This is a genomic window from Paramagnetospirillum kuznetsovii (assembly GCF_003284725.1).
GTDB lineage: Bacteria > Pseudomonadota > Alphaproteobacteria > Rhodospirillales > Magnetospirillaceae > Phaeospirillum > Phaeospirillum kuznetsovii.
In genome coordinates, this window is record NZ_PGTO01000004.1 from 282026 (window position 1) to 302621 (window position 20596).

Consider the following 20596-nt stretch of genomic DNA (forward strand, 5'->3'; position numbering starts at 1 on the left):
AGCCCAATCGAGGTCAACATAGTCAAATTTGGTCAAGATGAAAAGAAAATCCGTCGATGGGCTGTATCTGAGTCGACTAAAAATCACAATCTGTTGACTTTCCAAGATTTCAGCCGAGCCGTTCTGCCAAATCTGTCAATGACATTGGTCGTCCCAACAAAAACCCTTGGACGATGTCGCAGTCGCAGGCCCGCAGGAAATCCAGCTGTTCGGCGGTTTCAACACCTTCGGCCACGGTTTCCAGCCCAAGACCGTGGGCCATGGTCACGATGGTCTCCACCAACCGAGCCGCGTTGGGGTCGCGCACCGCGCCAACCACGAAGGACCGGTCGATTTTCAACGTGTCGAAGGGATAACGCTGAAGATAGCCCAACGACGAATAACCGGTCCCGAAATCGTCGATGGAGAGCCGAACGCCCAGATCACAGAGTTGCCGCAGGGTCTCCCCCACTTCCGGACTATCGTCCATCAGGACGCTTTCGGTAATTTCCAATTCCAATTGTTCCGGCGACAGCTTTGCCTCCGTCAACTGGCGGCACACCCAATCACCGAAGGCGCCACCGCGCAACTGGCGCGGCGAGACATTGATGGCGACGCGAAACCCCTTCGGATGCCGCGAGAACAGATGGGCGGATTCCTGGCAGGCGGTGGTGATCACCCAGTCGCCGATTTCGCCGATCAGCCCGACCTCCTCGGCCAGAGGAATGAAACTCCCCGGCGGAATGATGAGGTCAGGCGGCCGACGCCAGCGGACCAGCGCTTCCATTCCCACCGGACAATCGGTCCGCAAGTCGTAGAGCGGCTGATAATCCAGCCGAAGTTCGCCCCGCCCGGCGGCCCCGCGCAGTTGGCTTTCCATGGCCAAGCGCGCCTGTGCTTTCTCGTTGATCTCGCGGGTAAAGAACTGGTAGCGGCCCCGCCCCTGCTCCTTGGCCTTGTACATGGACAGTTCCGCATTGCGCAGCAGCACCTGCCCCTCGTTTCCATCGGCCGGAAAGATGCCGATGCCGATGCTGGCCGAGACGAAATGGTCCTGCCCCGCGATGCCGAAGGGGGGCGTGAAGGTATCGACCACCCGGTCGGCCACTTTCTGGACGGATACGCCGTCCTCGACGCCGGGGAGAATGATCACGAATTCATCACCGCCCATGCGGGCCAGGGTGTCGCCCTCCCGCACGCATTCCGTCAATCTGGCGGCGGCATCCTTCAGCAATTGATCACCGGCGGCATGGCCCAGCAGATCGTTGACGTTCTTGAACCGATCGAGATCGATATAGATCAGAGCCGTCATGGTTTCCCGACGATGGGCCACCGCCAATCCCTGCTCCAAGCGGTCGAGCATCAATAGTCGATTGGGAAGTCCGGTCAGATCATCGTAATTGGCCTGGCGCAAAAGCCGTTCCTCATAGCTGCGGCGCGCCGTGATGTCCTCCTTGACCGCCACGAAATTGGTGATGACTCCATTGCCATCCTCCAGCGGCGACAAGGTGGCGTATTCCCAGAACAATTGGCCGTCGCGGCGCTGATTGCAGAATTCGCCCCGCCATTCCTGACCGGCCCGGATATTGGCCCACATGGCCTTGTAGGTTTCCTCGCCGGCATCCTTGCGATGAATGAAGTCTATGGGGCGACCGATGGCCTCGGCGGCGGGATAGCCGGTCGCCTTGACGAATTTAGGATTGACGTAGCCGATGATCCCTTCCCGGTCGGTAATGACCACGGAAACCGGGCTTTGCTCGATGGCCAGGGACAGCACCCGCACCCGCTCCTCGGCGTCGCGGCGCTGCGCTCGTTCATGGCAGTCGCGAATCTCGCGCTCGATGGCGGGAACAAGGCGCGCCAAACTGGCCTTGTCGAGAAAATCGTGGGCCCCCCGCTTCAGCAGGATCACCGCGTCCTCGGCCCGGACCACGCCGGACATGATGATGAAGGGAATGTCGCGTCCGCTCTCTTGCAGGGTCGCCAACGACGCCTCGGCGCTGAATCGCGGAAGATGATAGTCGCTGAGGACAAGATCCCACACGGTCGGCGACGCCAGGGCCGCCCTCATCTCGTCGGCGGTCTCGACACGCCGGACGGACGGCGTGAAGCCGCCCCGCAGCAGTTCCAGCTCCAACAATTCCGCGTCGTCGGGCGAGTCTTCGACCAGCAGGACTTGCAGGGGTTTTCCCATGATAAAAGTCCTCAGGCTGGCGGCGCGACGTTGGTGACAAGCCAATAGTGTTCGAGCTGCTTCACCATTTGGGCGAAGTCCGCGTAGCCGACCGGCTTGCGGATATAGCTGTTCACGCCGCGGTCATAGCCCCCAATGATGTCGTTTTGATCATCGGAGGTGGTCAGGATGACCACCGGAACACGCTTGGTCTCGGGCCGCTCGCGCAACCGGCGCAGAACCTCAAGGCCGCCGATGCCCGGCAGTTGGAGATCAAGCAGCACCAGGGCCGGTAGCTCCCGCGACGGCTTTACGGCATGACGGCCCGTGGCGAACAGGTAGTCCAGCGCCTCCTCCCCATCGCGAACGACGGTGATGTCTGGCGACATGGCGCTGCCACGAAAGGCGTGCAGCGCCAATTCCACATCGTCTTCGTTGTCTTCGACCAGCAGTACGTGGGGATTCTTACTCATCAAACACCTCTTGTCATTCCGGCGCCCGGACATTGGTCAAGACCCAATAGCGTTCCAACTGGGCGACCATGGCGCTAAACGCCGCGAAACCCGTGGGCTTATGCACAAAGCTGTTCGCCCCGAGATCGTAGCCCGCCATGATGTCGGTGGCGCGATCAGAGCCTGTCAAGATGACGACGGGAATTCTCCGCGTCTTCGGTTCTTGCCGCATGGCGCGCAATACGTCCAACCCACCCATTCCGGGCAAGGCGAGGTCCAGGATGACCACCACCGGACGGTCGGCGGCGTCGCGCCCGGCATGGCGTCCGGTGGCGAACAGATATTCCAAGGCCTCTTCGCCGTCGGCGACCACCACGAGGTCGGAATGCAGCCGAGTGGCATCGTTGGCCCTGAGGATCAAATCGGCATCGTCGCGATTGTCTTCAACCAGAAGAATCTTAGGATTTGCCATCGGCGACGCCTCCCTCCCACAAGGTGAAGCGGAAGACGGCTCCCTTGCCGATGGCGCCCTCGGCCCAGATGCGTCCGCCGTGACGGGCAAGAATGCGCAAGACCGTGGCCAGTCCGATTCCGGTTCCCTCGAATTCCTCGGCCCGGTGCAACCGCGAGAATGGCATGAACAAGCGGTCGAGATAATTCATGTCAAAACCCGCGCCATTGTCGCGCACCACATAGACCAACCGCCCCTCCGCCATCTCGGTTCCAAAGGAAATGGTGGCCGACTTGTTATGGCGGGAATATTTCCAGGCATTTCCCAGCAAGTTTTCCAGCACGGCATCCATCAGCCGCCGGTCACCCTTGGTCATCAAATCGGGCGCGATTTCAATGGAAACAGAGCGTTGCGGGTCTTTCTCCCGCAATCGGGAAGCGACCTTGTGGGCGATGTCCGACAGGTTGATGGGTTCAACCGTCAACTCGCTACGAGTCGAGCGGGACAATTGGAGAAAGCTGTCGATCATCTCGGCCATGTCGCGGGCGCCTGCCCGAATACGGGTCAGATAGTGACCGAATCGCTCGTCCAGCGAGCCTGAATATTCCGTATCGAGAATCTGCCCGAATCCCTCGATCCGCCGCAGCGGCGCCCGCAGATCATGCGATACCGAATAGGTGAACGCGTCCAGCTCCTTGTTGCTGGCTTCCAATTCGGCGGTGCGCTGGCGCACGCGCTGCTCCAACTCGGCATTAAGACGCGTGACCTCCTCCTCCGCCTTGCGACGGGCGGCGATGTCTTCCTCCAACTCCGCATTGACGTCGCGCAGTTGGTGATAAGCCTCGCGAAGCCCCGACGACATGGAGTTGAAGGCGCCGACCATGCGGTCAAGCTCATCTTCCTTGGAGGGCCTGTGCCGGGTCAGCGCCAATGGCTGGGTCACGTTGAGGTTGAACCGGCCGACATAGCCGGCGATGGCGATCAGGTGACGGGTGACGAGTCGATAGACGATATAGAGAATGAACATGGACACCAGGAAGGTTTTCACTCCCTGGCTGATCAGGATGACGACCGCCTTGTCCACCAGACGGTTGTAAACACCGGTCAGCGTCGCTTCCATGTAAAGAACGCCGATGGTCTGCTCTGTGGAGCGATCCTTGGAATCCGCATAGACGATTGGAAATTCCTGGGTCAGGACGGGGCCGACGCCCCTCTCGCCCACCGAAACCATGACGCGGCGCTTCAGCGAGCGGCCGACTTCACGGACTTCAAGGTATTGCATGTCCGGAAGACGCTTGATCCCCTCGATCTGCAATTGAAGTTGATCGGTATCGAGGCTCCACATGGCGCCGCCAAGGCTGCCGAGATTGGCGTTTTCCACATCGCCGAAACGATCCCGGATCTCTTGGATCTGGCCGCGGTAATCCACGTAAAGCTCGAAAACGGTCGTGGCCAGGGTGACGGCGGTGCTGAACATAAAGATGGCGGCCAGCAGGCGCAGGCCGATGCCATGGACAAGAGGCGATGCGCGCGATCCGCCACCGTCCATCTCCGCCGCTTCATTCGGTTCGTCCTGTCGGACGCCACCCCTGTCGGTTTGGCTCATCAACGCCCTCCTCACCCTACAGTACATCGGTCATGGACAGTGGTGAAGCCGTTTAGGGTGCTTGATGCTCATATGAACGAATGCCTGCCCCTTTGTTATTCGAGTGATTTCGCGTGTTGCGTTGGGCGCCTCCATTGCCAGGTTGATGAACCATATCAATTACGTCCATTACGAGCTGCGTACTTATGGAATAGCGCGCATTGCATGCCGTATTGTCAGGGGATGCTTCCCCAACTCCTTCCATCCATGGAGCCAAAGACAATGCTGGTTTTTGAAGACTTCGGCACGGCAAGCCCCAAGCTGCCTCCCTCGCATCCATCCTCTTCCATTGCCGATCAGGTCCGGGGCGTGGTCGGTTTGTGGGACGCCACGCCGTCCGGCTTGGCCGGTGTGGCCGAACGCTTCCTGAGCCTGACCGGCCAGATGAAGGAACAGGTCGGGCTTGCCCCAGGCCTGGCGGTGGAGCAGGCGGCGGAACTGATCCGAGTTCTGGCGTCTCCCCCGATCCAAGAGCCCGGAACACCGCGGACGAAAGCCGAGGAGGAGAAGATCAAGCTCGGCTCGCCCTTTATCGGCTCCATTGGCGCGGGAGACATTGCCGCCACCATGGCCGAGCTATATGGCCGACTCGGCTCGCGCCCCCAGGTGGTGATGGAGGAGACGGGGCGGTATCTTGCTCAATGGGGCCGCCTTCTCTCTGGCAAATCGGACCTAAGTCCGCCAAAGGGGGATCGGCGCTTCGACGATCCCGCCTGGCGGGAGAATCCAATCTATCGCCTGTCGCTTCAGGCTTATCTGGCCTGGAGCACCGCCATCGACCGCTTGGTGGACAAGGCTGGCGCCGACCATCGCACCACGGAACGCATGCGCTATGTGGCGTCACTCTTCACCGAGGCCCTGGCCCCCAACAACGCCTTGATCTGCAACCCCTCGGCCATGAAGCGGTTGCTGGAGACCGGCGGCGGCAGTTTGGTCGAGGGCATGCGCAACCTCATTCGCGATGTCGCCACCAAGAACGCTACTCCCGCCCAGGTGGACAAATCGGCCTTCCAGGTGGGCGAGACCCTGGCGGCCACTCCGGGCGCGGTGGTGTTCCGCAACGAAATCCTCGAACTGATCCAATACGCCCCGACCACCGCCGAGGTTCACGCCGTTCCCATCATGATGGTTCCGCCCGTGGTCAATAAATTCTACATGATGGACATGGCCCCCGGCCGCAGCCTGATCGAATTCATGGTGGGGCGCGGTGTTCAGGTCTACATGATCAGTTGGCGCAATCCGAAGCCCGAACATGGCCACTGGGACTTGGACACCTATGTGGCAGCCATGATGGAAGCGGTCGACGCCATTCGCGACATCGCCGCAAGTCCCGAGATCAACACCTTTACCATCTGCACCGGCGCGGTGCCGCTGGTGTCGCTGCTGGGCCATCTGGCGGCCAAGAGAAACCCGGTGGTCCGTTCCACCACCATGGTCGTCTCGGTGGTGGACAGCAACGAAGGCCGCTCGCTGGGACTGTTCGCCACCCCCGCCACCATCCGCGACGCCAAGCGCAAGTCTGCCGAATCCGGTGTGCTGAGCGGCGAGGAGATGGCCAAGGTGTTCACTTGGATGCGGGCCAAGGATCTTGTCTGGAACTACTGGGTCAACAATTACCTGCTCGGCAAACAGCCGCCAGCCCTGGACATCCTTTATTGGAACAACGATCCCATTCGTTTGACGGCCGCCTTGCACGCCCAGTTGCTGGACATTTATTCCCAGGATCTTCTGGTCAAGCCGGGCGCCATGACCATCCTGGGCACGCCCATCGATCTGGCGGACATCCGTCACGACACCTATGTGGTGGGCGGCATCACCGATCATATCAGCGTGTGGAAGGGTGTTTACAACTCCGCCCGCAAGTTCGGTGGCACCATGGATTTCGTTTTGCACTCCAGCGGCCACGTCCAGTCCGTCATCAATCCGCCGGGAACCCCCAAGGCCAAGTATTGGAGCAATGATCACACGCCGGATTCCCCCGAGGAATGGCTGGCCTCGGCACGGATCAACTCGGATTCCTGGTGGCGGCACTGGGTGGAGTGGCTGGGCCGCCGATCAGGCGAAAGGCTCCCTGCCCCACCCATGCTGGGCAATGATCGCTACCCGGCAGGGGCGCAGGCCCCGGGCCCCTATGTGCGAGAGCCCTAGGAAGGGGAGTTTTTAGACCGGATTTAGCCGGCCTCCTTGGCGCGGGTGGAATAGGTCGGCCACTGCCGGGCCACCACCTCGCCATCGGAGGCGAAGGCGTGGCAACTGTCGATCAGTTCGGGCCGTCCGGAACGGTCGCCCCGCTCGGCCCTCAGAACCGGATAGATGGTTTGAAACGCCGTCGTCGCCATGGCGCCCAGCAGGTCGCAAACATGGGTGCAGCCGTGAACGCCGCCGAATTTATGACGCAGCTGCTTCATGAAACCGGTGCCGAGATTCAGTCCGACCACGTCGGCAAACGCGGATGCGATATTTCCGCACATTGGAAAAGGAGAGTAATCGATCACTGCCTCCGCTGATTGAACAGTCATATCATCGGAGACCACAATTCGTGCGCGAATATCGTGTATCGGTTCCCCGGCGGGTATATGATGGCGATACAGCCCCCTGAGGTCATAGGCCTTCACGTCCAGTAAATTGCCTTCAATCTCCCACAAACCATCATCCCTGCTATATCCATCGATCGTGATTGTGCGAGTGTGGATTGGCCTTCTTGCACCGGCGCTGCTAAGTGGCATCGAGTAGCACTCCATCATGTAATATATTCGATAACGAGTATTGCCGTCACGGCGAAACCCTTAAAAGCACACATCGCCCAAAAGGTCAAATAGTTGAGGACGGAAGTTAGATCAGTTAGGATGTATTCAAGGATGGAGCAGGGCCGAATTAGGAATTAGGCGGCACATCTCCCACGTTAGCCAAACGCCCAAACACAATGAATAGTATAAAAAACGTACTTCAGGAGGGGCATTTGATGTTTAGAGGCAGGCTTTCGGGACTCTATTTGGCCTTGGCGGGGGGTGTTGCCGTATTGGCGACCCCGGCAATTGCCACTGCTCAACCCGCGTCCAAGTCGGCAGTGCGGGAGTTGGAATACGCCTATCCCGACCAATCCGTCTGGACCACCAAGATCGACGAGCGCGGCGACCCAGAAAATCCGCTGCTGAGACTGGCGGCCGTGATGTTCGAGAAGGCCGGGATTCCCTGGCATGGCAAACGCTATCCAGCCGCCCGCATGTTCAATTACCTGAGCGACGGCACCGCCGAATTCTCCATGCTGGTGGACGCGCCGGTGTTGAAGGAATGCTGCCTGATGGGCAAGGCACCGGTAGCCGCCACCGAGTTGCGAGTCTACCGCATGTCCGGCAAGCCCATGATCAAGTCCAAGGAGGATCTTGTCGGCAAGAAGGTTATCACCATACGCGGCTATAGTTACGGCGGATTGCTGAACTTCCTGTCCGATCCGGTCAATGCCGTCACCAACAACACCGCCATCAAACACGAGGCGGCTTTCGCCATGTTGGAGGCGGGCCGTGGCGATTATCTTCTCGATTATACCGGCCCCGCCGTGGAAGTTCTCACCGGGCGCCCCATTACCGGGGTGCAATACGATGTCTTGTCCAAACTGGAAGTGTACCTCGTTCTGGCCAAGTCCTATCCCAATGCCGCGGCGGTATTGAGCCGCCTCGAATCCATCGTCCAATCGCTCAACAAGGAGGAAATCCTCGGCGTTCCCCTGCACTGAACGGGATTCCCCCTTAAGAAGATGCTCAATCCGTATTATGCTGGGGTATTGACGCTCTTGCGCGAGGCCTAGGTCGAATGATTCGTCTGGCTGATGTCTTAATCGCTCATACCGACACCACCGCCGCCGAGGCTTTTGCGTCACGGCTTTCCCACAACGGCTATCACGCCGTTATCGCAGAGAGCTTGGATCAGGCCATTGGCGCCGTCCGTAGCGGTCACTTGGATCTGATCATCATCGGCCGAACCGCCATGGCCCCGGTGGCGTTTGCCGATGCGTTTCGGAGCCAGCCCGACTGCGCCGATATCCCCATCGTCTTCGCCGCGACCACCGTGGATGCTGGCATGGTTCAAGATGCCCTGGCCGCAGGCATCGACGACGTCATCACCTGGACCTGCGACGACGTCGAGTTGTTCGCCCGATTGCGGCCCCTGGTGCGCCTGGCCACCATGCACGCCGAACTGGACCAACGCGACCTTGTGGCCAGAGCCATGGGGGTTATGGCCGCCCCTTCGGCGGGGCAAGCCGATGCCGCCCACCCGTCCATTCTGGTGGTTGGAAATGACGCGGACGGAATGGCCGCCATTTTCCAGGACATCGCCCGAATCGTCTCGACCCAGAATCTGTATGACGCGGAAGGACTGCTGGAGAAGCAGAATTTCGACGCCGCCATCCTATGCGCCGGGGGCGAAGGCGCGGCGTTTCTCGCTTTCTCCTCGCAAGTGCGTAACAATCCACGCCTGTTCAATCTTCCCCTGGTGATGGTTCTCGAAAAACCCGAGACGATGCCCGCGGCCTATCGCCACGGAGTCAGCCGGGCAATTGTCCGCCCCATCGCGCTCGATCTGTTCCGGGCCTCGGTGATGACCCTGGTCCGGCGCCAGCAGTTGCGCTGGGCCATTCGCTCGGCCTTGGTGGACAGCCTGAAAGGCCCGACCAAGGATGATCTGACCGGACTATACGGCCGCGACTTCCTTGATCGCTATCTGGAGTCCCGGCTGAATATCGCGCTCACGCACCAGCGTCATTTGGCGGTCGTGTTCTTCGCCATCCCCAATATCGACGGGGTCCGTTCCCAGTTCGGAGACGACGCCGCCCAGCACCTGACTCAGCAACTGGGCCAATGGATCGCCGGATTGCTGCGGGCCGAGGATGTGACCGCCGTCTACGGCAAGAACGAATTCTGCGTCGTCCTCCCCGATACTCCGCTGATCGAGGCCGAAGTGGTGATGCATCGCATCGCAGGAGTTCTGGCCTATACGGATTTCGCCGTCCGCGAGGTCTATCAACCGATCAAGGTTTGGGTTCAGGTCGGCTGCACCGACGCCAGATCTGGCGATACCCTTGACGGTCTCGTCGCCCGCGCGCGCGCCAAGATGGACTGAAACCATGCGCATTGAATACGTGTTCGATACCGTCTGCCCCTGGTGCTATGTGGGCAAGCGCCGGTTCGAGAAAGCCTTGGCGTTGCGCCCGGATGTGCGCGCGGCCATCCATTGGCGGCCGTTCCTGCTGAACCCGGACCTGCCGCCCGAAGGCATCGACCGCCAAGTCTATCTGGACCGTAAGTTCGGCGGTGGTGCCAGGGTGCAGCGGGTCCATGCCGCCGTATCCGCCGCCGGTCTGGCCGAGGGAATCGACTTCAGGTTCGATCTGATCGAGAAGACGCCCAATACACTGAATTCCCATCGTCTGATCCGCCATGCCGCAGGCAGGGGATGCGAGGGCGAGGTGGTGGAAGGTCTCTATCGCGCCTATTTCGTCGAGGGTCGCGATATCGGAGATATCCAGGTCTTGGCCCAGATCGCCACCCAAGCCGGATTACCGACCAACGAGACCCGGGAGTTCCTGGAATCCGACATCGATGGAGCGGTCGTGCTCAACGACAACGCCCGCGCCCATCGGCTGGGTGTCAACGGTGTCCCGTGCCTGATCGTCGATGGTGTCTATGCCCTTGCCGGTGCCCAGGAACCGGAAATCCTGCTGCGTCTGATCGATATCGTGCGCGAATCGGAAACCGAAGCCGCCTTCAGCCCTAACTGAGATTACACCGCGATCAGGGCCGCCGCGACCCGACGATCCTCGGCCAGAAGGACGTTGAAGGTGCGGCAGGCGGCGCCGGTGTCCATGACCTCCAGCTTCACCCCAGCCCCCCGCAGGAAGGCGCGCAATTCGCGCGACGGCGGCACCAGGGTCGCACCGCAGCCCAGCAAAAGAAGTTCAGGCGCGGCCTCGACAACGGGCGCCAGCGAGGCTTCCGTCACCTCCGACAGATCCCCGACGGACCAGGACAGCGTCCGGTCGGGAAACACCAACACGGAGCCTTCCCAGCGCACCGCGCTGATGGTGAAGCCATGATCGCCATAGCCCTTGATAAGCTGGCGGCCGGCGGGAATGACCGGGGTGATGTCCATCAGGGGGCCGGTTCGGCGGCTTCCTCGTCCAAGGCCCTATCCTTGCCCGTCCGCAGATTGAAATAGACCAGCATGGGCATGGCTACATAAACCGAGGAATAGGTGCCGATGATCAGGCCCCACAGCATGGCCACCGAGAAGCCGTGCAGCACCTCGCCGCCAAAGAACAGCAGCGCCAGCACGGTGACGAACACCGTCGACACCGTCAGGATGGTCCGGGCCAGGGTCTCGTTGATGGACAGGTTGAGCAGATCGTACAGCGACATGGTCTTGTACTTGCGCAGATTCTCGCGCACCCGGTCGTATTCCACCACCGTGTCGTTCACTGAATAGCCCGCGATGGTCAAGACGGCCGCCACCGTGGTCAGGTTGAACTCCATGCCGGTGATGGCGAACAGTCCGAAGGTGGTGATGACGTCGTGGAAAGTGGAGATCAGGGCGCCGACGCCGAACTGCCATTCGAAGCGGAACCAGACGTAAAGCGCGATGGCCAGCAGCGACAACAGCACCGCCAGCACGCCGTCACGCACCAGTTCGCCGCCCACCTTGGGGCCGACGATCTCGACGCGGCGATAGGTGAATCCCTCGCCCAGCGTGGCCTTGACCTTGCCCAATGCCGCCATCTGCAGCTTCTCGTCGCCGTCCTGGCGCTGGACCCGGATCATGACGTCGCGGCCGCTGGTGCCGAATTCCTGCAGGGACACTTCGCCCAGGCCCAGATTGCCCAAGGCCTGGCGCATGGTGTGCAAATCGGCCGGCCCGGTGGTGGACTGCGCCTCGATCAGGATGCCACCGGCGAAATCGATGCCGAAGTTGAAGCCCTTGACGGCAATGGCGGTCAGCGAGCCGACGATCAGAATCGCGGTGATGCCGAAGGCGATCAGGCGATGGCGGATGAAGTCGTAATTGGTGCCGTGGGGCAGGATGCGGTCGATCAGTCTCATCTTTGCGGATCCTTAGGCCAGCGGCAGCGTCTTGAGGCGGCGCCACGATACCCAGCTGAACACCAGGATACGGTTGACCAGAACCGCGGTGTAGAGCGAGGCGAGCAGGCCCAGCGACAGGGTCACGGCAAAGCCGCGCACCGGACCGGTGCCGAACTGGAACAGCAGGGCGCCCGCCACCAGGGTGGTGACATGGGCATCGAAGATGGTGGCGAAGGCGCGGTCGTAACCGGCCTGCATGGCCGACATGACGGTCCTGCCATTCCTCTGTTCCTCGCGCATGCGCTCGTAGATCAGCACGTTGGCATCAACCGCCATGCCCATGGTCAGCACGATACCGGCAATGCCCGGAAGCGTCAGGGTGGCGCCCAGGAAGGACAAGGAGGCCAGCAGCAGGATCAGGTTCAGTACCATGGCCAGATCGGCCAACAGCCCCAGCGTGCCGTAGATCACCACCATCAGGACCACCACCAGCACAAGGCCAAGCAGGCTGGCGATGGCACCGGCCTTGATGGAATCGGCGCCGAGATCGGGACCGACGGTGCGTTCCTCCAGCACTTGCAACGGCGCGGGCAGGGCACCGGCACGCAGCAGAAGGGACAGATCCTGGGCCTGCTGAACGGTGAAACTGCCCGAAATGATGCCTGAGCCGCCCAGGATAGGCTCGTTGATGCGCGGCGCGCTGATGACCTTGTCGTCCAGCACGATGGCGAGGAACTTGCCCGAGGCATCGCGGGTGGTGTCGCCGAATTTCTTGGCGCCAGCAGCGTTGAAGCGGAACCCGACCACCGGCCGACCATCGGCATAGGTGGCCTTGGAATCAACCAACATGTCGCCGCCCACCTCGATGCGCTTCCTGACCACATAGCTTTCCGGCATGCCGCGCTCGCGCTCGGCCGAGGGCAGCACCATGGAGCCGGGCGGAACCCGGCCCTTCAGGGCATCCTCGGTCGACGTGCTGTCGTCCAGCAGATGGAAGGTCAGCTTGGCGGTCTTGCCCAGCAGCGACTTGATACGGTCGGGATCCTTGACGCCGGGCAATTGGACGACGATGCGGTCCTCGCCCTGGCGTTGGATGGAGGGTTCGCGGGTTCCCAATTCGTCGATGCGGCGACGAACGATTTCCAGCGACTGCTCCACCGCTGACTGCTTGCGGCGCTTGACCGCGACTTCTGAGTATTTGAGGGACAGCAGACCGTCCTCGCGCACCTCCAGGGCGGCGTCGGGGTCCAGCTTGCGCAGGAACTCCTTGGCCTTGTCGCGGTCTTCCGCCTCGATGACGCGGACAGTGACCTGATCACCCTTGGCGCCGAGATCGGAGTATTTGATCTTTTCCTTGCGCAGATTGGTGCGCACGGTTTCCACCAGCGAGGTCAACTGCTCGCGCACCACGTAGACGGTGTCCACTTCCAGCAGCAGATAGGAACCGCCCTGGAGGTCGAGCCCAAGGCTGACCGGCTGCAGCCATGACGGCAACCGATCAGATTGTTCACGGGATAGGAGATTGGGCGCCGCGAAGGTGATCCCGAGCAAGCTCGTGAACACCACCAAGGCGATCTTCCACTTGGGAAAGTGACTCATGTCCCGGCCTGCGCTGGTTGGGGGGAAACCGTTCCGCCGATCACTTTTCGGCGGTCTTGTCGTCTTCGGCCTTGCCGGACTTTTCGTCCTTGGCTGCCTTGTCGTCCTTGCTCGCGGCCACCGGCTCGGTCTTGGACAGAACTTCGGTCAGGGTGGAGCGGATGACCCGCACCCGCACGCCCTCGGCGATTTCCAGAACAACTTCGGTGTCGCTGACCATCTTGTAGACGGTGCCGACGATGCCGCCAGCGGTCACGACACGGTCGCCGCGACGCAGTTGGTTCAGCATCTCCTTGTGAGTCTTCATGCGCTTTTGCTGGGGACGGATCAGAAGAAAGTAGAAGACCACGAAGATCAGAACCAGCGGCAGAAACTGTTCGAGGGCGCCGAAGGTACCACCGGAAGCGGCGGCGGCCTGGGCGTAAGCGGGCGACACGAACATCACTGTCTCCTTGGGCAAAAAATCGTTGCCGGAATATAGCGGTCAAACGCCGCGATGCAAACGCCAAGTGGGTTTTTTCGCAAAACCTTGATCCAACATACCGAGATGATAGGCTCACCCCTCCGCCGTCCTGATCGGAAGCCAGAGATGATCCCAGCCGATGCCGTCCAGGCCCTCAACCGAATTGCCGACGCTCTCGATCGTCTGGCGCCAAAGCCCCTCGCGGCGACAGATCTGTCGTCGGCCGATGCCTTCGTCTGGCACGCCGATCCCGACCGGCTGGAACCCATCCTGGCCGTCAATCGGGTTGACATCCAGTTGCTCCAGGGCATCGAGCGTCAGCGTGAGCAGCTGCTTCTGAACACCAGGCGTTTCGCCGACGGGCTACCCGCCAACAACGCCCTGCTATGGGGCGCCAGGGGGACCGGCAAGAGCTCGCTGGTCAAGGCGGTGCACGCCACAATGAACGCCGAGCGCCCGCGTTCCTTGGCGTTGGTGGAAATCCATCGCGAGGACATACCCTCCCTGCCCCGCTGCCTGAAGCTTCTCAAGGAAAGCGGACGGCGCGCCATCCTGTTCTGCGACGACTTGTCCTTCGACCAGCAGGACGACGCCTATAAATCGCTGAAAGCGGTGCTGGAAGGCGGTATCGAGGGCCGCCCCGACAATGTGGTGTTCTACGCCACCTCCAACCGCCGCCATTTGATGGCCCGCGACATGATCGACAACGAACGTTCCACCGCCATCAATCCCGGCGAGGCGGTCGAGGAAAAAGTGTCGCTGTCCGACCGCTTCGGCCTGTGGCTGGGCTTCCACCATGTGGCCCAGGATACCTTCTTCGCCATCGTCGAAGGCTATGTCGCCCATTACGGCCTGCCCATCGCCACCGAGGATCTCCACCGCGAGGCCAATGAATGGGCGGTGACACGAGGCTCGCGCTCCGGCCGCGTGGCCTGGCAATTCATCCAGGATCTGGCTGGACGCCTGGGGAAGACGCTCTGAACTCGTTCAAACCGGCGACGTTGTCTTCGAGATAATCGGTGGGATTGACCGCTTCGGTTCCGCGCCGGATCTCGAAATGCAATTGCGGCGCGGTGACGCTGCCCGACGATCCGACGGTGGCGATGACTTGCCCGCGCTTGACCTGATCGCCGCGCTTGACCTTAAGCTGGTCGTTATGGGCATAGGCGGTCATCCAGTTATCCGCATGCTTGATCAGCAGCAAATTGCCGAATCCCTTCAACTCATTGCCCACATAGGCGACGGTTCCATTCTCGGCCGCCTTGACCGGCGTTCCCCTGGCGGCGGCGATGTTGATTCCGTCATTATGCTGGCCCCGGCCCGGCAAGGGGCCGAATTCCGCCAACACTTCCCCCTTCAGCGGCCAAAGGAAGGTGCTGCCCCCGCGCGGTGGTGGCGCGGCCATCGGCGGCGGCGGCTGGTGAGATGGCGGCTGAGCCATGACCGTTTGCTGCTGTGGCGCCATTGCGGCGTCGGTCGAAGTCCGCCCCTGATTGGGCGACGTCACCGTCAGGCTTGTGGCACTGTTGCCCGAGGGTAGTCGTTGTGCCGCCGTGGACTGGGGAGTGGAAGCGCCGGGGATAGTCAGCCGCTCGCCCACATGCAGCACATAGGGTGCCTTCTTGTTGTTGGTGGCGGCGAAGGTGTTGAAGTCCACCTTGAAGCGCCGCGCCAGCACGGACAGGGTATCGCCCCGCTGGACCACATAGTCCGACCCGCCGCCAGGCAACCGCAGCGCCGTGCCGGGAACCAGGGTATAGGGCGGCTGTAGTCCATTGGCTTCGATCAGCTCGCGGACCGACAGGCTATAGCGCCTTGCGATGGAATAGACCGTGTCGCCGGCATAGACGGTCACGGTGGCGGGTCGCTGGACCTGCATGGGACCGGCGCCCTGCCCCACCGGCACCTTGGAGTCCCAACTGGGCTGGCAGGCGGCAAGCAGGCCGACGCCCAATAGGACAGCTATATGATGTGTGGCGAACCTCATGCGCGCCACTATAGCCATTCCGTGTGGTGGGGGGCAATCAACTTGCCTGTCATCCCGAGCGCAGGCGAGGGATCTCCGCTTGGACTGTCGGTGCCGATTCTGAAATGCCGGATCAGGACGAGATCCCACCTAGAACCAATCGATATTCAGGCGGATAGGCCAAGACATGGGCCACAGATGAGCACAGATTCCCGCTGCGCGGGTCACAGATAAGGAAATACCTCAATTCATTTGAGTTTATCTGTGTTCATCTGTGGCTAAAATTCCTGACGGACAGACGTTCCGGCCCGATTTCAGCCGAATTCCCTGAATGTCGATACCGCCTATTCCTCTGGCAGACCTTCGACCAGGGGAACGAAGCGAACCGGCAAGAATGGGTGGATATCGATGCCGTCGGCGGTCTTGGTGACCCGCACCAGTTCCTGGTCCTGTCCGCCCACATCGCCCAGTGGCAGCACCATGATGCCGTCGGGCTTCAACTGGTCCACCAGGGCGGGCGGAATGTCGGGCGCGGCGGCCGTCACCATGATGCGGTCGAACGGCGCCTGTTCCGGCCAGCCGCGCGAGCCGTCGCCCATGCGCGCCGTGATGTTGTGCAGCCGCAATTGCTTGAAGCGCGCTTCCGCCTGGGCGAGCAGCGGCTTGTGGCGCTCCACCGTGTAGAGCCTGCGGCACAACTGGGCGAGCACGGCGGCCTGATAGCCCGAGCCGGTCCCCACTTCCAGCACCTTCATGCGCTCGCCCACGTCCAGCGCCTGGGTCATCAGCGCCACCACCAGCGGCTGGCTGACGGTCTGGCCGCAATCGATGGGCAAGGCGGTGTTCTCATAGGCCTGATCGAGGAAAGGTCCGGCGATGAACAGCTCGCGGGGGATGCGCTCAATGGCGGACAGGGTTCGGGTATCGGCGACTCCCATGCGCCGCAACTCCATCAGCAAACGGATGATGCGGGGTTCCGACGGGCTCATGAGAAGACGGAGGCCAAGGCGGCCATGGTCTCGCGGTGGGTAAGGTCGAAGCACAGCGGCGTGATGGAAACGGCGCCGCGACAGACCGCCTCGATATCGGTGCCGGGGGTGGAGCGCTCCTCCGCCCGCTGGGCGCCGATCCACACATAGGGTTCGCCACGGGGGTCGGCGCGTTCCATGATGTTGTCGCCCAGCTTGCGCTTGCCCTGACGGGTGACCTCGATCCCGGTGACGTGGGAATGAACGACGTCGGGGAAGTTGACGTTCATCAGCACGTTGCGGCTCCACCCCCGCGCCATCAGCCTGCGGATGATATCGGGCGCCCAATGCTCCGCCGTGGCCCATTTCACCGGATGGGGGTGATTGATGTATTGGGACAGGGCGATGGCGGGAATTCCCAGGATGGTGGCCTCCATGGCCGCCGCGACGGTGCCGGAATAGGTCACGTCCTCGCCCAGATTGGAGCCCCGATTGATGCCGGAGAGCACCAGATCAGGCTTCTTGCCCGTCATCACATGGTTGACGCCCAGCAGCACCGCGTCGGTGGGGGTTCCATCCACCGCGAAGCGCCGCCGCGATAACTGGCGCACCCTCAGCGGCCGCCGGATGGTCAGGGAATGACCGGCGGCGCTCTGCTCGTGCTCGGGGGCGACCACCCAGACATCCTTGGAGATGGTCCGCGCGATGCCCTCCAACACCTTGATGCCCGGCGCGTTGATGCCGTCATCATTGGAAATCAGGATGCGCAGATTGGACAGGTCGGCGACGGGCGGAAACGTCATCTCAGCCGATGACCTCCACCCCGCCCATATAGGGACGCAGGACCGAGGGAACCTCGATGGAGCCGTCGGCCCGCTGATAGTTCTCCATCACCGCGATCAGGGCGCGCCCCACCGCGAGGCCGGAGCCGTTGAGGGTATGGACGAAGCGCGTCCCCTTCTCGCCTTCGGACTTGAAGCGGGCCTTCATGCGCCGGGCCTGGAAATCGCCGCAATTGGACACCGAGGAAATCTCGCGGAACCGCTGCTGCCCGGGCAGCCAGACCTCGATGTCATGGGTCTTGCGGGCCGAGAACCCCATGTCGCCGGTGCACAGCACGATCACCCGATAGGCCAGACCCAGCTTTTGCAGCACGGTCTCGGCGCATTGGGTCATGCGCGCGTGTTCCTCGTCGGACCGGTCGGGATGGGCGATGGAGACCATTTCCACCTTGTGGAACTGGTGCTGGCGGATCATGCCGCGGGTATCCTTGCCCGCCGCGCCCGCTTCCGAGCGGAAACAGGGGGTGAGTGCCGTCATGCGGATGGGCAGCTGCTTTTCGTCGACGATCTCGTCGCCCAGCAGATTGGTCAGCGGCACCTCGGCGGTGGGGATCAGCCAATGGCCGGTATTGGTCTTGAACAGATCCTCGCCGAACTTGGGCAATTGGCCGGTGCCGAAGGCGGCGCCATCCTTGACCATCAGCGGCGGGTCGATCTCGGTATAGCCGTGCTCGTCGGTCTGCAGGTCCAGCATGAACTGGCCGATGGCGCGCTGCAGCCGGGCCAGCTGGCCCTTCAGCACCACGAAGCGGGCGCCCGACAGCTTGGCGGCGCCGTCGAAATCCATCAGGCCCAGCTGGGCGCCGAGGACATCGTGATCCAGCGCGGGGAAATCGAAGCTTTTCGGCGTGCCCCAGACGCGGAGTTCCACATTGGCGCTCTCGTCGGGGCCTTCGGGAACATCCTCGGCGGGCAGATTGGGAATGGAGGCCAGGATGGCCTCGATCTCGACGCCCAACGCCTTGTCCTCTTCCTCCACCGCCGGGATGCGTTCCTTCAATCCGGCGACCTCGTCCATCAGGGCGGAGGCGTCGCCGCCGCTCTTCTTGAGGGCGCCGATCTGCTTGGAGGCGTCGTTGCGGCGCGCCTGCATCTCCTGGAAGGCGGTCTGGGCGGCGCGGCGGCGCGCATCCAGGTCCAGGATCTGGGCGGCACGGGGTTCCAGCCCGCGACGGCTCAGGCCGGCGTCGAATCCGTCCGGGTTGTCGCGAATGGACTTGAGGTCATGCATGGGAGAGCCTGCTACTTATTGAAATCGGTTTCGTCCACCGTCTCGTCCTCGACGGCCTCGTCCTCGTCCATGGCTTCGGCCCGTTTCTTCTCGGCCCAGCGCGACGAAATGATGGAGGCTTCGTAAAGGAAGACCATGGGAATGGCCAGCGAGCACTGGCTGACGATATCGGGCGGCGTCACCACGGCGGCGAAGATGAAATTGCCGACGATGGCGAAGCGGCGTTTCTCGGCCAGCCCCTGGGCCGTCACCAGACCGACGCGGGCCAGCAGGGTCAGCAGCACCGGCATCTGGAAGGCCAGGCCAAAAGCCATGATCAGCGTCATGATCAGCGACAGCGACTCGTTGACCTTGGCCTCCAATTGGATGGGAAGCTGGCCCGGCGCGGGCATCAGACTCTCGAAGCTGAGCAGATAGGTGTAGACCCCCGGCAGCACGATGAAATAGACCAGCGCCGCCCCGGCGGTGAACAGCACCGGCGTCGCCAGCAGGAAGGGCAGGAAGGCCTGCTTCTCGTGCTTGTAGAGGCCCGGCGCGATGAAGGCCCACAGCTGACCGCCCCAGACCGGAAAGCACATGGCCGAGGCGGCGAAGGCGGACACCTTCATGAAGGTGAAGAAGGCCTCGGTGGGCGCGGTGTAGATCAGGCGGCGATTGCCGCCCTTGGCCAGGGCCGCCTTGGAATAGGGCTCCAGCAGGAATTCATAGATCACGTCGGAGAAGTAATAGCAGATGCCGAATGCGATCACGAAGGCCAGCGCCGACCAGATCAGCCGCTGGCGCAGCTCGATCAGGTGTTCCAGCAAGGGCATGGTCTTGTCTTCGGCGGAATCGCTCACGATAAGGCCCTAGGGTTCCGGCGGGCGCGACGGCGGCGCATCGGCTGGTATGGCGGCAGGCGCGGCGGGCGCCTCGGTTCCGGCAAGATCGAGGGCGGGGACATCCATGGCCTTGGCCATCTCGCCGGTGGGATCGATGGTCTTTTCGATTTCCTGGCGCAGCAGATTGGGCTCGGCCACCTTGGCGACCTGCTTCTTCAAGTCGTCCAGCTCGGACTCGCGGGCCATGTCGTCGATGCCGCGCTGGAATTCGGACGCCATCTCACGCGCCTTCCTGGTCCAGCGCCCCATTTGGCGCAGGACGACCGGCAGATCCTTGGGTCCGATGACGATCAGGCTGACCACGGCGATCAGCGCCATTTCGTCCCAGCCGATGTCGAACATCCGGCTACTCCCGAGACGCGGGCCTGAAGAGGTGCAGAACAATCACCCGGGCGACCGATCCGCTCACGGTTTGGCGGCGGTGTCGTGCGGCGCGGCGGGCTTCGCCTGCTCGCCCTCGATCACGCGAGCTTGCGGCGCTGGCGACGGTGCAGCCGGGGCAGCCGTCTGGGCCGACTCGTCCTCGTCCTTCAGACCGTGCTTGAACGCCTTCACGCCCTTGGCCATGTCGCCCATAAGCTTGGGAATCTTGTTCGCGCCGAACAGCAGCAGCACGATGATGAGGACGATGAGCCAATGACCGATACTCCAGGTACCCATGCCGAACCACTCCCTAGCGACCTTATGTCGGCGAGCCAAGGCATTGGCTCGCCTATTGTCCCTCAAGCGCCGGGCGCCCACATCCGTGGGCTTGTCTTTCGCGCCACGCGGCGCGCCGACCCTTGGCCGCCACTCCTCGCCAACGCATTCCTGCCTTGGCTCGTCGAGAACGCGCCCCGTTCCCGGCCCGGCGGCGGATCATCGCAAAAGAAG

21 protein-coding genes are annotated in these 20596 nt (G+C 62.1%); 5 read left to right on the forward strand and 16 right to left on the reverse strand.

Going from position 1 to position 20596, the window contains the following annotated elements:
- Positions 1–109: 109 nt before the first annotated feature.
- From CU669_RS08055 to CU669_RS08070, 4 genes are read right to left on the reverse strand one after another with little or no spacing between them, the layout of a single operon-like run.
- Entirely contained in the window at positions 110–2173 is a 2064-nt protein-coding gene (locus tag CU669_RS08055; protein ID WP_112143460.1) for a putative bifunctional diguanylate cyclase/phosphodiesterase, read from the reverse strand.
- Positions 2174–2184: 11 nt separating this feature from the next.
- Positions 2185–2625 (reverse strand): response regulator, encoded by a 441-nt coding sequence (locus CU669_RS08060; protein ID WP_112143462.1) that lies wholly within the window; start codon positions 2623–2625, stop codon positions 2185–2187.
- A 13-nt stretch (positions 2626–2638) separates the two neighbouring features.
- Entirely contained in the window at positions 2639–3076 is a 438-nt protein-coding gene (locus CU669_RS08065) for a response regulator (protein WP_112143464.1), read from the reverse strand.
- Positions 3063–4661 (reverse strand): sensor histidine kinase, encoded by a 1599-nt coding sequence (locus tag CU669_RS08070; protein ID WP_161539614.1) that lies wholly within the window; start codon positions 4659–4661, stop codon positions 3063–3065. Before CU669_RS08070 ends, CU669_RS08065 begins: the two co-directional genes overlap by 14 nt.
- A gap of 261 nt (positions 4662–4922) precedes the next feature.
- Between CU669_RS08070 and CU669_RS08075 the strand changes: the two genes are divergently transcribed.
- The gene (locus CU669_RS08075; protein ID WP_205119397.1) at positions 4923–6848 is read left to right on the forward strand and encodes an alpha/beta fold hydrolase; all 1926 of its coding nucleotides are present in this window, start codon (positions 4923–4925) and stop codon (positions 6846–6848) included.
- Between the two features lie 23 nt (positions 6849–6871).
- Here the strand turns inward: CU669_RS08075 and CU669_RS08080 are convergent, their stop codons facing one another.
- Positions 6872–7444 (reverse strand): DUF2889 domain-containing protein, encoded by a 573-nt coding sequence (locus tag CU669_RS08080; protein ID WP_112143468.1) that lies wholly within the window; start codon positions 7442–7444, stop codon positions 6872–6874.
- A gap of 275 nt (positions 7445–7719) precedes the next feature.
- Between CU669_RS08080 and CU669_RS08085 the strand changes: the two genes are divergently transcribed.
- From CU669_RS08085 to CU669_RS08095, 3 genes are all read left to right on the forward strand, one after another.
- Positions 7720–8433 carry an amino acid ABC transporter gene (locus CU669_RS08085; RefSeq protein ID WP_239988603.1) on the forward strand — a complete coding sequence of 238 codons (714 nt, stop codon included), beginning with the start codon at positions 7720–7722 and terminating at the stop codon, positions 8431–8433.
- Between the two features lie 77 nt (positions 8434–8510).
- Positions 8511–9818, forward strand: coding sequence for a diguanylate cyclase domain-containing protein (locus CU669_RS08090; protein WP_112143472.1), 1308 nt, complete (start codon positions 8511–8513; stop codon positions 9816–9818).
- A 4-nt stretch (positions 9819–9822) separates the two neighbouring features.
- Positions 9823–10476 (forward strand): DsbA family oxidoreductase, encoded by a 654-nt coding sequence (locus tag CU669_RS08095; RefSeq protein WP_112143474.1) that lies wholly within the window; start codon positions 9823–9825, stop codon positions 10474–10476.
- A 2-nt stretch (positions 10477–10478) separates the two neighbouring features.
- Here CU669_RS08095 and CU669_RS08100 read toward each other — a convergent pair whose 3' ends face one another.
- Genes CU669_RS08100 through yajC form a run of 4 tightly spaced genes read right to left on the reverse strand, consistent with a single transcriptional unit; the run spans position 10479 to position 13814 of the window.
- Entirely contained in the window at positions 10479–10847 is a 369-nt protein-coding gene (locus CU669_RS08100; RefSeq protein WP_112143476.1) for an Mth938-like domain-containing protein, read from the reverse strand.
- Complete coding sequence (gene secF, locus CU669_RS08105; RefSeq protein ID WP_112143478.1) at positions 10847–11791, reverse strand: protein translocase subunit SecF; 945 nt, start codon at positions 11789–11791, stop codon at positions 10847–10849. The genes CU669_RS08100 and secF overlap by 1 nt, the downstream gene beginning before the upstream one ends.
- A gap of 12 nt (positions 11792–11803) precedes the next feature.
- Complete coding sequence (gene secD / locus CU669_RS08110) at positions 11804–13372, reverse strand: protein translocase subunit SecD (RefSeq protein WP_112143480.1); 1569 nt, start codon at positions 13370–13372, stop codon at positions 11804–11806.
- A 40-nt stretch (positions 13373–13412) separates the two neighbouring features.
- Entirely contained in the window at positions 13413–13814 is a 402-nt protein-coding gene (gene yajC, locus CU669_RS08115) for a preprotein translocase subunit YajC (protein ID WP_112143482.1), read from the reverse strand.
- Between the two features lie 147 nt (positions 13815–13961).
- Between yajC and CU669_RS08120 the strand changes: the two genes are divergently transcribed.
- Complete coding sequence (locus CU669_RS08120; RefSeq protein ID WP_112143484.1) at positions 13962–14816, forward strand: ATP-binding protein; 855 nt, start codon at positions 13962–13964, stop codon at positions 14814–14816.
- On the opposite strand, the gene CU669_RS08125 is transcribed toward CU669_RS08120, so the two are convergent.
- The 7 genes from CU669_RS08125 to CU669_RS08155 all read right to left on the reverse strand — a co-directional run bounded on the left by CU669_RS08125 (position 14776) and on the right by CU669_RS08155 (position 20383).
- Positions 14776–15822: a peptidoglycan DD-metalloendopeptidase family protein gene (locus CU669_RS08125; protein WP_192884593.1), complete on the reverse strand. Its 1047-nt coding sequence runs from the start codon at positions 15820–15822 to the stop codon at positions 14776–14778. The two genes, CU669_RS08120 and CU669_RS08125, sit on opposite strands and share 41 nt — an antisense overlap.
- Before the next feature lie 323 nt (positions 15823–16145).
- Positions 16146–16790 carry a protein-L-isoaspartate(D-aspartate) O-methyltransferase gene (locus CU669_RS08130; protein ID WP_112143488.1) on the reverse strand — a complete coding sequence of 215 codons (645 nt, stop codon included), beginning with the start codon at positions 16788–16790 and terminating at the stop codon, positions 16146–16148.
- Entirely contained in the window at positions 16787–17572 is a 786-nt protein-coding gene (surE, locus tag CU669_RS08135) for a 5'/3'-nucleotidase SurE (RefSeq protein WP_112143490.1), read from the reverse strand. Before surE ends, CU669_RS08130 begins: the two co-directional genes overlap by 4 nt.
- A 1-nt stretch (position 17573) precedes the next feature.
- Positions 17574–18842, reverse strand: a complete 1269-nt coding sequence (gene serS / locus CU669_RS08140; RefSeq protein ID WP_112143492.1) for a serine--tRNA ligase — start codon at positions 18840–18842, stop codon at positions 17574–17576.
- Positions 18843–18853: 11 nt separating this feature from the next.
- Positions 18854–19681: a twin-arginine translocase subunit TatC gene (gene tatC, locus CU669_RS08145; protein WP_112143494.1), complete on the reverse strand. Its 828-nt coding sequence runs from the start codon at positions 19679–19681 to the stop codon at positions 18854–18856.
- A gap of 9 nt (positions 19682–19690) precedes the next feature.
- Entirely contained in the window at positions 19691–20065 is a 375-nt protein-coding gene (tatB, locus tag CU669_RS08150) for a Sec-independent protein translocase protein TatB (protein WP_112143496.1), read from the reverse strand.
- 63 nt (positions 20066–20128) lie between these two features.
- The gene (locus CU669_RS08155) at positions 20129–20383 is read right to left on the reverse strand and encodes a twin-arginine translocase TatA/TatE family subunit (protein WP_112143498.1); all 255 of its coding nucleotides are present in this window, start codon (positions 20381–20383) and stop codon (positions 20129–20131) included.
- Positions 20384–20596: the final 213 nt, after the last annotated feature.